The organism is Adhaeribacter terrigena, assembly GCF_016623615.1.
Lineage (GTDB): Bacteria > Bacteroidota > Bacteroidia > Cytophagales > Hymenobacteraceae > Adhaeribacter_A > Adhaeribacter_A terrigena.
This window is the reverse complement of record NZ_JAEHFX010000004.1, coordinates 130,127-143,187: the sequence shown is the minus strand read 5'-3', so window position 1 is coordinate 143,187 and position 13,061 is coordinate 130,127. Positions and strand designations below refer to the sequence as shown.

Annotated in this window: 18 protein-coding genes; 12 read left to right on the top strand and 6 right to left on the bottom strand. The window is 45.7% G+C overall.

All coding sequences use genetic code 11. The features are described 5' to 3' along the window. Positions 1–127: 127 nt before the first annotated feature. Together rpmB and I5M27_RS09775 are read right to left on the bottom strand one after the other, a co-directional pair. On the bottom strand, positions 128–367 hold the full coding sequence (gene rpmB, locus I5M27_RS09780; RefSeq protein ID WP_200506028.1) for a 50S ribosomal protein L28: 240 nt from the start codon (positions 365–367) through the stop codon (positions 128–130). 121 nt (positions 368–488) lie between these two features. Next, positions 489–647 carry a DUF5522 domain-containing protein gene (locus tag I5M27_RS09775; RefSeq protein WP_317193583.1) on the bottom strand — a complete coding sequence of 53 codons (159 nt, stop codon included), beginning with the start codon at positions 645–647 and terminating at the stop codon, positions 489–491. 315 nt (positions 648–962) lie between these two features. On the opposite strand from I5M27_RS09775, the gene I5M27_RS09770 reads away from it, so the two are divergent. The 8 genes from I5M27_RS09770 (at position 963) to I5M27_RS09735 (ending at position 6,880) form a co-directional block, all read left to right on the top strand. Then, positions 963–1,280 carry a hypothetical protein gene (locus I5M27_RS09770; protein WP_200506026.1) on the top strand — a complete coding sequence of 106 codons (318 nt, stop codon included), beginning with the start codon at positions 963–965 and terminating at the stop codon, positions 1,278–1,280. Positions 1,281–1,791: 511 nt separating this feature from the next. Continuing rightward, positions 1,792–1,938, top strand: a complete 147-nt coding sequence (locus I5M27_RS09765) for a hypothetical protein (RefSeq protein WP_200506025.1) — start codon at positions 1,792–1,794, stop codon at positions 1,936–1,938. A gap of 170 nt (positions 1,939–2,108) precedes the next feature. Continuing rightward, on the top strand, positions 2,109–3,380 hold the full coding sequence (gene rocD, locus I5M27_RS09760) for an ornithine--oxo-acid transaminase (protein WP_200506024.1): 1,272 nt from the start codon (positions 2,109–2,111) through the stop codon (positions 3,378–3,380). A gap of 213 nt (positions 3,381–3,593) precedes the next feature. Then, positions 3,594–3,977, top strand: a complete 384-nt coding sequence (locus I5M27_RS09755; protein ID WP_200506023.1) for a DUF4304 domain-containing protein — start codon at positions 3,594–3,596, stop codon at positions 3,975–3,977. Positions 3,978–4,051: 74 nt separating this feature from the next. After that, positions 4,052–4,573, top strand: coding sequence for a hypothetical protein (locus tag I5M27_RS09750; RefSeq protein WP_200506022.1), 522 nt, complete (start codon positions 4,052–4,054; stop codon positions 4,571–4,573). Positions 4,574–4,694: 121 nt separating this feature from the next. Continuing rightward, positions 4,695–5,285 (top strand): flavodoxin family protein, encoded by a 591-nt coding sequence (locus I5M27_RS09745; protein ID WP_200506021.1) that lies wholly within the window; start codon positions 4,695–4,697, stop codon positions 5,283–5,285. A gap of 176 nt (positions 5,286–5,461) precedes the next feature. Further along, the gene (locus I5M27_RS09740) at positions 5,462–5,995 is read left to right on the top strand and encodes a hypothetical protein (RefSeq protein ID WP_200506020.1); all 534 of its coding nucleotides are present in this window, start codon (positions 5,462–5,464) and stop codon (positions 5,993–5,995) included. A 150-nt stretch (positions 5,996–6,145) separates the two neighbouring features. Beyond that, a complete protein-coding gene (locus tag I5M27_RS09735) occupies positions 6,146–6,880 on the top strand; it encodes a class I SAM-dependent methyltransferase (RefSeq protein WP_200506019.1) in 735 nt (244 codons plus the stop codon). Between the two features lie 26 nt (positions 6,881–6,906). Here the strand turns inward: I5M27_RS09735 and I5M27_RS09730 are convergent, their stop codons facing one another. The 3 genes from I5M27_RS09730 to I5M27_RS09720 are packed head-to-tail and all read right to left on the bottom strand — an operon-like array spanning position 6,907 to position 7,953. Beyond that, positions 6,907–7,107 carry a helix-turn-helix transcriptional regulator gene (locus I5M27_RS09730; protein ID WP_200506018.1) on the bottom strand — a complete coding sequence of 67 codons (201 nt, stop codon included), beginning with the start codon at positions 7,105–7,107 and terminating at the stop codon, positions 6,907–6,909. Continuing rightward, complete coding sequence (locus I5M27_RS09725) at positions 7,104–7,520, bottom strand: hypothetical protein (protein ID WP_200506017.1); 417 nt, start codon at positions 7,518–7,520, stop codon at positions 7,104–7,106. Before I5M27_RS09725 ends, I5M27_RS09730 begins: the two co-directional genes overlap by 4 nt. Beyond that, the gene (locus I5M27_RS09720) at positions 7,495–7,953 is read right to left on the bottom strand and encodes a hypothetical protein (protein WP_200506016.1); all 459 of its coding nucleotides are present in this window, start codon (positions 7,951–7,953) and stop codon (positions 7,495–7,497) included. The genes I5M27_RS09725 and I5M27_RS09720 overlap by 26 nt, the downstream gene beginning before the upstream one ends. Positions 7,954–8,115: 162 nt before the next feature. On the opposite strand from I5M27_RS09720, the gene I5M27_RS09715 reads away from it, so the two are divergent. The 4 genes from I5M27_RS09715 to I5M27_RS09700 all read left to right on the top strand — a co-directional run bounded on the left by I5M27_RS09715 (position 8,116) and on the right by I5M27_RS09700 (position 12,477). Next, positions 8,116–9,024: an alpha/beta fold hydrolase gene (locus I5M27_RS09715; RefSeq protein ID WP_200506015.1), complete on the top strand. Its 909-nt coding sequence runs from the start codon at positions 8,116–8,118 to the stop codon at positions 9,022–9,024. 115 nt (positions 9,025–9,139) lie between these two features. After that, positions 9,140–10,126, top strand: coding sequence for a porphobilinogen synthase (hemB, locus tag I5M27_RS09710; RefSeq protein WP_200506014.1), 987 nt, complete (start codon positions 9,140–9,142; stop codon positions 10,124–10,126). A 1,058-nt stretch (positions 10,127–11,184) separates the two neighbouring features. Then, on the top strand, positions 11,185–11,631 hold the full coding sequence (locus I5M27_RS09705) for a TIGR04086 family membrane protein (protein WP_200506013.1): 447 nt from the start codon (positions 11,185–11,187) through the stop codon (positions 11,629–11,631). Positions 11,632–11,643: 12 nt separating this feature from the next. Further along, a complete protein-coding gene (locus tag I5M27_RS09700; protein ID WP_200506012.1) occupies positions 11,644–12,477 on the top strand; it encodes a J domain-containing protein in 834 nt (277 codons plus the stop codon). Between the two features lie 38 nt (positions 12,478–12,515). On the opposite strand, the gene I5M27_RS09695 is transcribed toward I5M27_RS09700, so the two are convergent. Continuing rightward, positions 12,516–13,052: a hypothetical protein gene (locus tag I5M27_RS09695; RefSeq protein ID WP_200506011.1), complete on the bottom strand. Its 537-nt coding sequence runs from the start codon at positions 13,050–13,052 to the stop codon at positions 12,516–12,518. Positions 13,053–13,061 lie beyond the last annotated feature (9 nt).

Genomic DNA, 13,061 nt, shown 5'->3' with positions numbered 1-13,061 from the left:
ATAACAACTAAAGCGCTTAAAAATTAAAACCGGTTTCCGGTAAGCAATTGCTTACCTTACCATTTTTACTTTTCAGCCCGCCGGCGCTACTGTTTTCGCAACAGGAAACCGGGCTTTGCGCCTTTATTTAGTAGCTGATAAAACCTTCGCGGTGTGCTTTTTTCAATACCGCAGCAATACCATTCTTGTTGATGGCGCGCAAAGCAGTAGTAGAAACTTTCAGCGTGATCCAGGCATCCTCTTCCGGGATATAGAAACGCTTTTTCTGCAAGTTCGGGTAGAACTTACGCTTGGTTTTATTGTTGGCGTGGGAAACGTTATTTCCTACCTGAGGTCTTTTGCCGGTTAAATCACAAACTCGTGCCATTTCGTTTTATCAGTTTATTCTAAAGGGTTGCAAATATCGGAAGAAAGAAACAAAAAGTCAAACCCAAATCTAAAATTATTTGAGTTTCACTGTTTAAAGCCATTCTACCCCATTTTTTACTTCAAGGCTTTGGCTTACTTTCCTGGTTTTTCCTGAAACCATAAGGGCAATGTTTACAGCCACTCTTGCAACAATAGCCGCGCTTGAGGTGGTACTTAGCCGTAAAAACCATTAAACCCTGTTCATTAAAATAATAATCTCCGGGTTCTAAAGGTGGCAACGGTTTATTCAAAACAGTAAACTTTGCAATGCTTTCAGGCTGCAAAAGTAGCAAATTAACCTTGCATTTAGGTACTCCTTTGCAATTTATTTAAAACCAATTCTTTAATCTGAATTTTGAGGCCCCGGTTTTCCGCCCCAAACCAAACCTAATGCCGTTTTTCAGTCTAATTCCGGGAGCTTATATTTTTTTATTTCTTTTTGGGAAAACAACAACACCAAACATATTAACTTACTGAAATATAGCAAACTACAAAACCCGGAAGTCGTAAAAAGGAAGACCTAATTAAATTTTTACCACAAACTTTTATGCGCTATGAACACAAACGATCCAATATTTAAAGTTGTGCAGGACCTCCGGAACCGCGGCTTTATTCACACCTTTACCATTCAGGACAATGGCATTTATTGCCCCGAACTCTCGAAAGAAGTAGCTCCCGAAGACCTGACCATTGTAGAACAGCACCATATAGACGGGCCGGAAGCGGACGCCGCCAATACCCACGAAATCTTTGGCCTTGAAACCCAGGACCACGTACTGGGCATTATGCTCGACACCTATGCCCAATACAACGCCGCTGAATTTGCCAGCATTTTCAACAAAGTACATAAAAGCAAACCCGGCATAGCATAGTACCCACAAAACCAACAAACCCCAAAACAGCATTTCTGAATTAAGCAGAAATGCTGTTTTTTATTGCGTGAATTGTTGTGTTTTAAAATAAGCGAATAATTGCCTGCGTACCGTCAGCTAAAGCAGACGGGGAAGGAAGTCTGAACACAATTTTAGGGATTTCTGGAATGGACAGGATTATTTGTCTGAATTGGGATTTATTGATTAGAGGATTTAAGGATTATTGTCTGAATCAGAATTTCTCCTCCTAGTTCCTTTCACGCCTATCGCCAGCGCAGCGTATCCTGAAATCACGTTAGGCGCAAAACTAAACTAAAAAGAAGCTCACTACGAAGAAGCATGACACCAGTTTCTGTGAGAGCGGCCTCCAAGACTTCCGGTGCCGAGGCAGGAGGCAGCCCGCAAGGGCAGGAAGGGTTGCAGCCGCGAACGCAGAAACGAAGCCACCCGGCTTGAGGGAAAAAGCTTCATTGAAAGTCATATGTTATGAGTTGAAAGTTAAAAACTTGCTATGAAAACAGTATCCTTTCAAGCTCAAAAACTGCTTGCTGCCGACGAGATCCCTCCTATCGTCGGGATGACCAAAAGAGTCGGGCTGACGCAAACAAAACGCTATCCTTTCATCCCCAAAAACTCCACAAAATCTAAAACCACATGAAATCCGCGATCAAAAATCATTCTTCCCACCAATAAATTCCCGACTTCAGGCAAATTCCTTAACTTTACCCCAAAGCAATTTGCGTAAACCACAGCAAAAACGCTATCATTTCCGTACTGAAAAGTCTGAAACCGAAATCATTCCCAACCGAATCAAAACAAAATAGAACGATGCATACCGCTACCATTACCTCCAGCCAGCAGGCCATGGAACTCGAAGATCAATACGGCGCCCACAACTACCACCCGCTGCCCGTAGTTTTAACCCGCGGCGAAGGCGTGCACCTCTGGGACGTGGAAGGCAAACGCTACTACGATTTTCTTTCGGCTTACAGCGCAGTAAACCAGGGCCATTGCCACCCGAAGATCATCGGTGCACTCGTAGAACAAGCCCAGCAACTAACCTTAACGTCCCGCGCTTTTTACAACGACAAGCTGGGCATAGCCGAAAAATACATTGCCGAATATTTTGGTTACGACAAGGTTTTAATGATGAATTCCGGGGCCGAAGCCGTGGAAACCGCCATTAAGCTGGCGCGCAAATGGGGCTACAAACAAAAAGGCATTGCCCCCAACGAAGCCGAAATCATTGTAGTAGAATCGAATTTCCACGGCCGCACCACCGGCATTATTTCTTTCTCCACCGACAAAGATTCTACCAGCGGTTTTGGTCCGTTTATGCCCGGCTACAAAGTAATTCCTTACGACGATTTGGAAAGCCTGGAAGAAGCCCTGCAAAACCCGCACGTGTGCGCTTTTTTAGTGGAACCGATCCAGGGCGAAGCCGGCGTTTACGTACCTTCCGAAGGCTATTTAAGCAAAGCCAAAGCCCTCTGCGAAAAACACAACGTTTTATTTATTGCCGATGAAATTCAGACCGGCATTGCCCGCACCGGACAACTGCTGGCTACCTGCTACGAAGGCGTAAAAGCCGATATCCTGATCTTAGGCAAAGCCTTATCGGGTGGCGTATTGCCGGTTTCAGCTGCGCTTTGCAACGACGAGATCATGCTTTGCATTAAGCCGGGCGAGCACGGCTCTACGTTTGGCGGTAACCCGCTGGCCTGCGTGGTAGCCATGGCTGCTTTGCAGGTAATTGAAGACGAAAACCTGACCGAAAACGCCCGCATCATGGGCGAAATTTTCCGCGAACGCATGCGCCGCATCCAGAAAATACACCCGGAATTAATTACCCTGGTGCGCGGCAAAGGCCTGTTGAACGCCGTAATTATTAAACCAACCGCCGACGGCCGTACCGCCTGGGACGTTTGCGTAGCCATGAAAGAAAACGGTTTATTAGCCAAACCTACCCACGGCGACATCATCCGTTTTGCGCCGCCACTGGTAATTACCGAAGAACAATTGCACGAGTGCTGCGACATTATTGAGCAAACCATGCTGCAATTCTCCAGCCCCATAGAAGCTCCGGAAGAACTGGACTAAGCATTTCCAGATGAAACAATTTAGAAGCAAGCGTTTCGGGTAAAGCCGGAGCGCTTGCTTTTTTGTTTAACTGTGCTTAAAACTACGGTTATCTGCTTATATTGGTAGGATAAAGGCAGTTACGTTTTAGCCCAGTAGTTAGGTATAATTTAAACAAAACCATAAATGCAGAATTTGTTCAAAGAAATCATAAAGGAGGTAATAAGCCCACAAATGAAATCTTTAGAATTTGTAAAGAGTGGAAACAACTTTTTAAGACATGAAGATGGGTTCCAGAAGACGATGGTTGTACAATCAAGTCAATGGAATACTTCTGAAAAAGTTTCTTTTACGATTGAGTGCGGAATCTTCTTTCCTGATTTATATTTAAAAATTTTCCCAGATAAAGATTTACCTAAATTTCCCCAGCCTGTTCATTGCTTACACCAATTTCGGAAAAGAATTGACCAAATAAGAAATAAGGGGCCACAATGGTATGAACTGGACTCTAATACTGAAGAAGATAAATTAAAAAAGGAAATTAAGTGGGATATTGAGTGGTATATAAGGAAGCATTTCGACCAATATAAGGAGATTCATAATTTCATGGTAAGATAAAAAATATACCTAACCACACCTATACGGCAGCAATGCAGCCGCATAGCCAAGAACGTTAGCGGTAACTTTAAAATATGAAGAGGCTTTTCTCAAAATACCACAGGCACTACACGTTCGACCTTGATACGCCGAAAAACCTAATTGTTGGCTATATTTCACAGCAGAAAGGGAAAAAGAGGAACTTCCTCGATAAACTCACAAGCGTTCCCATCGACTTCAGCGAAGTGAATTTTACTGACACAGACACAATAGAAATAAATGTCCGACCATCTACACTCAAACCATTCGGAGGAAACGGAAAAATAAGAATAGAACTAATCAGCGGACTGAACAGAGCAGGAACAAGATTACAAGCTGAAATCATCCCGTACTATAAAAGTAACATTTACGGGACTTACTTCATCATCTTCTTTTTCGCACTTCTTGCCTTATTGGGACTTCTAATCAGCACCAATGGATTAGCGATTCTGATACCTTTATTCTCCTCATTGTTCTTCTTGACTATAATCCCTCTATTGATATTGAAAAGCAGAAGCCAACTTAAAGAGAATTTAGAAGATTTAGTAATTGAATTAGAAAGAAAAAGCAGCCTATAACAAAGCGTAAAGGCATGTTACGACCGACGCCCTTGCACGTCTTTTACATGAGACCGTTAGCCACTCCAAAACAAAACCTCGGCTTTTCAACTATAAGGCTTAGCAACTCAACAAGCCCGAAATGAAAGCCATAATCCTGCTCGCCACCCTAAAAAAAGAAGGCATTTCCAACACCCAAACCCTCTGCGAATTTCTGGAAAAACACCTCCGGGAGCAGCAGATCGAAAGCACCATTATTAAACTGGTAGAGCACAACATTCTGGCGGGCACTTACAGCAACATGGGCAAAGGCGATGCCTGGCCGGACATTCTGGAGCAACTTTTAGCCGCCGACATCCTTATTTTTGCTACACCCATCTGGTGGAACAACCAATCCTCAGAAATGCAGCGGGTAATTGAGCGACTCGACGAACTGCACGATGAGATCATGGCTGGCAAAAGATCCAGACTAGAAGGCAAAGTAGGCGGCATCGTGATCACCGGTGATTCCGACGGGGCGCAAAGTATCATTGCCAACCTCAGCAATTTTTTCAACGCCATCGGTTTGCTGCTGCCGCCCTACGCCACGCTTTCGGTTTTATGGGAAGGCCAGGCCAAAGGTAAAAAAACCAGCCGCGAAGCACTCATGCAAAAATACGAACAGGAATACGCTTCCGCTGCCCAAATCATGGCCCGGCAACTCGCGGCATTCAGCAAAAAACTTTCAGCCTGATAGCTTTTACCAACCCATCCATTCGCTCAAAACGGTAGGGAAACGAACTAAAAAAGTACGATTCCTGCGAATAAACTGCCGCCATCATTTTCAAACTGTAAGCCGAAATCCTTTTAAATTCAGCCATTATTGACCAGAAGTTGCCGGCTTTTTCTATTTTTGAACAAACTCTGTGCATGAAATTACCTTTCCTGAAATACGCTTACTATTTTACTTTCCTGGGTCTGCTTTTTACTGGCTGCCAAACCAGTAAACCGGCTTACCTTTTCGCTGAAACCGCCGGGAACTACCCACCGCAAACCCGCACATTAACTTCCGAAAAGAGCCCGGCTACATCCACTCCTACTCCTGAACTGAAACCAAAAACGGTAGCAATTCCGGAAGAAAAAGTGCTTTACGCAGCCAATACCACCCAACCGGTTGCTTTTTCTGCAGCTTCCAGTACAAGTGAGCAAAACCAATTTTCAGCCAGGTTGCAAGTTTCGGGAAAGCCTGAAAAAATGGTTTCCGAAAAGCGATACGACGAACCTGAGAAAGTACGGAGCCGGGCGCTTTCGGGTGTTTTTCTGGCGGCGGGCACCATTTTATTGCTGGTTGCGCTGGGTTTGGTAATTGCCGGAGTCTCGGGAGCAGGAATTGTAGCCTGGGTAGGCGGCGGCTTGTTTCTGACGGGTTTTATTTTTTCGATGGTAGCTTTACTGGGGCGTTAAACCCAAGAGCTGCCGCTTAAAAAACACCAGCCAATCTAAAATTTCTTACCTTTGCAGAAGTTACACGCAGTGTTTATTTCAAACTACTTTTATAGCGGTAGCTCCTAAAAACATCCTCGCACCCTGCACCAGCGGCTGGCAGCATTACAAATGAAAGAATCTTTCGAAAAAAAGTACCACGAGATCGAAACCCGGCATTTCTGGTTCAAGGCAAGAAGACAATATATTCTGCAGTATTTAAAAGATTTCCCGAAGGACAGCCGCATTCTGGACATCGGCAGTTCTTCCGGCATTTTACTGAATGAACTGGCCGCAATGGGTTTCGACCGGAGCAATTTATACGGCGTAGACATCAGCGCGAATGCGATCCGGAATTGCAAGGAAAACGGCATTCAGAACGCCTTTGTAATGGATGCCCAAAACATTACCCTGGAGCAGAAATTCGACGTAGTGATTGCCTCCGATTGCCTTGAACACTTAAAAGACGACGAAAAAGCCCTTAAAAACTGGCACAGCCTGCTGCAACCGGAAGGCACGTTGTTGGTTTTTGTACCGGCCTTAATGGCCCTTTGGAGCGAGCACGACGTAGAAAACATGCACTTCAGAAGGTACACCAAAACCGAGCTCGAAACCAAGCTAAAACAAAACGGCTTTAAGATCAGCAAGGCCAGCTACTGGAATTTCTTTTTATTCCTGCCCATTTACGCCGTGCGTTTGTTAAGCCGCCTGCTGCCATCCAAAAAAAGCAAGACCGGCGACCTTGAAGATGAAATGAAGTTCAACAGCTTATTCTACAACCTGATCAATTCCGAAAACAAACTCCTGAAATACATAAACCTGCCTATTGGCGTGAGCACGTATTGCATTGCTAAAAAGCAGGCTTAAAACGCTATCCTTTTCCGCCCAAAAACTCAATCATCCGCTTCCAGCGTAAAAATAGCGTTTACGGTAGTATTAAAAACGTCCGAAATTTTAAGTGAAAGCACCGTAGAAGGCACGTAACGCTCGGCTTCTATAGAATTAATAGTTTGCCGCGAAACACCTACTTTATCGGCCAGTTGCTGCTGCGTTAAATTGAGTTTGGCCCGCTCTACTTTCAGCAAATTCTTCATGCTGTTTCGCCGGTAAATTTTTGCAAGTAATAGGTAAAAATGTGCGTAAAAAGCATGATTAAGGCCAATCCCTGACCGGTAAGTTCCTGCAGCGGTTCGGTATATATCAGGTTCATTAGCGGCCAGATAATCGCCATAATTACCGCTCCCACAAATCCGAATGCAAAGGCTTTGGTTTTCTGCATGATCGTCATTTCATCCTCAACCTTTTCTCTTGCCAAAGTAATAAACAAACAGCCCAGAATTAAAGCATTAAGAATATAGGTTTTAACGCTTTCTTTATGTTCCAGCGAAAATTCAAACCAGTTTGCTTTCACGCCAACCGCGAACAGAATCGTTAGCATTACCAGCGCCAAACCAATAAACTTAAACCGGTGAGGAATAAGATTAAACTGCGGATCTCTCTTTTTCATTTTCATTATACTTTTCAAAATAGAACATCCCGATCTGAAAAACCAGCATCCCAATGATCACCACTTCTTCGGCCATGGGCGTGCAAGTTTCCTGCCCCAAAACAAATCCCAGCGGCCGGAACAAAACAATGATCACGATCCAGATAAAAGAACGCGCCAGGCTTTTAACTTTCCGAAGATACGTACGCTCATCTTCCTCTTTCTCCCTGGACCAGGCAATCAGCAACAACCCTAAAATGAACAGCCGCAAATACGCCGGCTTTACCACTGCTTCGTGTTCCGGCTTTATGGCTACCGGAAAAACCTGAAATATAACCAGGCCAACTATCAATAAAATGACCAGCATGAAACCAATTTTCTTGAACCGGTAACCAATCAGGTTAAATTGCTCATCAAGCTTTCCCGGCTTCTTTCTGACAACCTTGCTTTCCATAATGACAAATATACTTTCCATTACGAAAACTCCAAACTCCTGTTATCATTTTTTTTCCCGTATTAAGCATGCATTTCCCCTATTGAAAAAAGCCTTCCCCGTATATTGCCGCTTCATGCCTGCAAATCCGTAATTTCAGGAAAATTTAAAAGCCCCATCGCCGTGGAAATAAAGAGAACATCTGCTTTTAAAGATCCTGTGCAGGATTTGCAATGGTTTGAAGACTGGGTGCAGCAACTTCAGACCGCCAATAACCGGCAATACCAACGGTTCAGCTTGCAAACGTCGCTGGGTAAAACGCACGTTTGGGGCTTGCACACCGAAGACGAAACGCTGGAAACGCTGGTCATTTTCCCGGGCGCCCGCACCACGCCGCTTTTCTGGGATTTCGACAGAAACCTCGATAACCTGGGCCAGAAACTGCGCATCTTTCTAATAGAAACCAACGGCCTGCCCAACCCAAGCGATGGCAAAACGCCCGACATTAGATCCTCAGGCTACGGCGTTTGGGCAACCGAAATGCTGGATCAACTAAAGCTTGAAAAGCCGTTTGTGGCCGGCGCTTCCTTCGGTGGCCTGATCTGCATGAAACTGGCACTTGTCAGCCCGGAAAGAATAAAAGCCGTTTTTCTGCTCAATCCGGGGTGTTTACAGCCCTTTTCTTTATCGTTTAAAAACCTGTATTACAACCTGCTGCCCATTCTGGCACCTGGCAAAAAGAACGTCAGCAAATTTCTGGACCAGGCTGTTTTCTGCAAACCAAACCACCAGCTTTCCGAAGCCGCCGAAAAACTGATCATCGATTACGAATTGTTTGCCATAACCCGCTACCAGGATAAAACCCAGAAACCATACGACATGGGCGAAGAACTGCGGCAGGTAAAAACAGACACGTATTTGCTCGTAGGCGACCAGGACCTTTTATTTCCCTATCAGAAATCGGTTAAAAATGCGAAGTCCAGAATCAGCAATTTAAAGGATGTAGTTGTTTATGAAAATGTTGGCCACGGCATTGAAACGTACGACAAAGCCATGCAGTACATCAGGCAGAAAATCCAGCGCTATCAGTAGTCCCCGGAACAAAAATGCTATGGTTTTCCGCCCAAAAACTGCCGGCTATCCATTTTCATTCCCCGCCCATTAGCCGTACCTTTGCGGAAGTAATTCATTTTAAACACCAAGTCTTATGAATTTAATCCGCCGGCCCCGCCGCAACCGCAAATCCGAAGTGATCCGGAATCTGGTTCAGGAAAACTTTGTAACTGTAAACGACCTTATCTTTCCCATATTTGTTGTAGAAGGCCAGAATCAGGCTATTCCCATTACCTCCATGCCGGGCATTTCGCGTTTCAGCACCGACCGCATGCTCGACGAAATTGCCAGCTGTGTAGACCTGGGCGTAAAAGCTTTTGCCCCGTTCCCGGTAATTTCCGAAGATAAAAAAGACCGTTTCGCTACCGAAAGCTTTAACAAAGAAGGCCTTTTCCCTACCTTCATTGCCGAAGTAAAAAAGAACTTCCCCGACGTGGTTTTAATGACCGACGTAGCCATGGACCCCTATTCTTCCGACGGCCACGACGGCATTGTAGATAATGGCGAAATTCTGAACGATGCCACGCTGGAAATTCTGGCAAAAATGGCCCTGGAACAAGCCCGCGCCGGCGCCGACATCATCGGCCCATCCGACATGATGGACGGCCGCATCGGTTTTATCCGCGAATATTTAGACAAGAACGGTTTCCAGAATGTGGCTTTAATGAGCTATACCGCCAAATACGCCAGCGCCTTCTACGGTCCCTTCCGCGAAGCTTTAGATTCCGCTCCTAAATTCGGCGACAAGAAAACCTACCAGATGAACCCGGCCAACGCCCGCGAAGCCCTGCTGGAAGCCGAACTCGATACCCTGGAAGGCGCCGATTACCTCATGGTAAAACCCGGTCTGCCCTATCTGGACATCATCAAATCTTTGCGCGATAATTCCCATTTACCCATTGCAGCCTACAACATCAGCGGCGAATTTGCCATGGTAAAAGCGGCTGCCCAGAACGGCTGGATAGACGGCGAAAAAGCCATGGCCGAAGTGCTGTTAAGTTTCAAACGCGCCGGCGCCGACATTATTCTCACCTATTTCGCCAAGGAATTTGCCCAGTATCTGAAAAAGATAAACGGCTAAAAACGGTATCATTTCCGGCCTGAAAAGTCAGCTCTGCCATTCCGCAAGGCTGACTTTTTTTGTTTGTAAACGGGCAGGATCCGGATTTTCAGAAACGAAGTCCGGTGCAACTAATTAAAGAATTTACAGGATGGTTGTCTGAACACGATTTCAAGGATTCCTGGGATGGACAGGATTTTTGTCTGAAACGTAGTTCGGCGAAGCCAATTGGGATTTGTAGGATTAAAGAATTTAAGGATTGTGTCTGAATCAGAATTTTCTGAATTTGCGGGATTTTCAGAATGTAATACAACCACCCCAACCTCCAATGTCGTCAACTTAAGGATTTATTGGGTCATCCCGAGCATTCCTGAGACGAGAGTCGAAAGGACCCTGCGTAGCAGCCGAGGGAACTAACTCGTACCGAACCTGCAAGGAATTCATTGCTTCGCTCGAATTCCCTTGTAATTCCGCGTAAGTTTCTTCGACAGGCTCAGAATGACCCAATAATTTTCTATGGATTCTCTTATGATTCTCTTATGTTGACGGCATTGCCCCTAACCCCTATCCCGAAATTCTCCGGGATCTGCGACTTAAAAAGGAGGGGAGCTTTTAAGCATAAGTGATCTTCCGCCTATCGCCAGCGCAGCGTATCCTGAAAATCACGCTATCTGAGAGAGTAAACTAAAAAGAAGCGAGCTACGAAGGGAAACTGACACCAGTTTCTGTGAGAGCGGCCTCCAAGACTTCCGGTGCCGAGGAACGAGGCAGCCCGCAAGGGCAGGAAGGCTTGCAGCCGCGAACGCAGAAACGAAGCCACCCGGCTGGAGGGGAAAAGTTACCTATGAAAGTAAAAAGTTATAGGTTGAAAGTAGAAAGCAGACTATGAAAACGCTATCCTTTCAAGGCTTAAAAGTCAATTCTGCAATTCCCTTAAATTTCAAGGCATTCACTCGCAGGTTAAGCTCTGTTTGTCACTTTTCTGAAAACCAATTCCCTGAAAACCACGAAAAAACCGTACCTTTTTAGCTTCAAAAACCCGTTAAAGACAAAACGGCCTTTGCTTTAGCATTTTCAATATGGTAGAAAAAAAATCCCCGATCCGGTTGCTGCGCGTAGCTATTGCGGCCCTTATTGCCGAACTTATTCCGCTTATTGTGCTGGTAGCTGCCATTACCATTTACGGTTATCTCATGCCGGGCCTCGACAAAAGCGTTTACGAAACCTTTGCTACCCAGGCCGCCGCTTATATTGGTCCGGTTGCCGGCACGCTGGCCACGCTGGGCATGGCTTTCTGGGCAGCCCGGAAACCCGAAAACAGGCGCTGGCTGCACGGCCTGCTGACCGGTATATTAGTTGTAATTTTAGATCTGGCTATTTTTGCTACTCCCAAAGCCGACTTCGATCTGAACGATGGACTTGTGTTGCTGGCCAAATTCGCTGCCGGCCTCCTGGGTGGTTACCTGGCGCAGCGCCGTTACCAAAACCAATCCCTGGCAAGCCGCGAAAGCCACCGTTTGATCTAATTTCCTGTTGATTTGAAAGATTATTACCAGATTTTAGCCGTTCCCGGCAACGCCACGCAAGCCGATATCCGCAAGGCGTATTACAAACTAGCCAAACAATATCATCCTGATCTAAGCCCCAACGCAGCGCACCATCACAAATTCCTGGAAATAAACGAGGCCTACGAAATTCTGGGCGATAAGCAGAAACGTGAAATCTACCATTACCGCTGGGTCAATTATAAAAATCAGCCCAAAGCCACAACCACTGGTCCGCAACCATTCAACCGCTCGACGCAAACCCAGACAAGAAGGCCGCAGGCAACATACCGGCCGCCGCAGCCGCCGCCGCATTTCCGGCAGCATTACCAGAATTACACCCGCCCGAGTTATCAGGAATACGAACCTATTTTGCGGCGCATATGCCAGATCGTGCTCGTGCTCAGCTGTCTTATTTTAGCCGACAAATTCCTGGCGCACCGCTTAGCCAACGAAACCATAACCCAGATAGCGTTTCCGCATTTTAATACGCGCAGCGAATCGCCGGTTTACGTTACCACCCAATACCGCACTTTCCGCATCAATTACCGCGATTTTGATGAAATACGCCCAGCTACTGCCGAAACCATAGACCTCTGGCGCACGCCCTTCTTCCGGCAGTTTACCCACCTGACTTACTACGGGCAGAAACAGCGTATTAACAAAGACTCGGTATATCACAATTTCTTTATCCTAGTACTTTTGCAGATAGCCGCATCAGTCGTCGGCCTGAATAAAAAGATAAGATGGCAGGCCCGTATGAACGCCGGCATTATTGCAGGCTTTTTCGGTCTGATTACCCTTATTCTGCTCTACGTGAGTTTTTAACCCGAAAAGCATAGCGTTCTTTTTGGCAAACCCGCTACTTATAACGGATCGGCGGTAACTTTAAAACGCATGCTGGCTTTAATGGCAATGTCGTCGGCAATGGCTTTGCGCAGGCGCGCTTTGGTAATGATCTTATAACTCGAAGCCTTGATGTATTTATCCAGTTTGGCATCGGTAGAAGTCAGATCAATGGCGTTTTGCCCCAGCGGAATATCGTTGTAATAAGCAATGCGCAGCTCTTCGTTGGCATCGTTGGAGATATAGATATCAATATCTTTCAGGAAATCGAAATTCTGGTTCGGGTCGGTTAAGGTTAGTTTCAGCTTATCCAGGGTTACGTCTTTTACCAGGTCGGCGCGGGTATCGTTATTCGAAAATTCGCTCTCAGAATTGGTATTTACCGCCACCGGCGAAAGCGGAATAAGCGTGCCCAACGGAAAACCGTTGCTGAACTGCGAAGGAATTTCGATGGTTTGTTCATCTTCTATGTAAAAAGTAAGCAGTTTATCTACTTTATCGCAGGCGGCAAGGCTGATTCCCAGCAGCAGAGCCAGGTATACAAGAATGGTTTTCATAAAAATGGT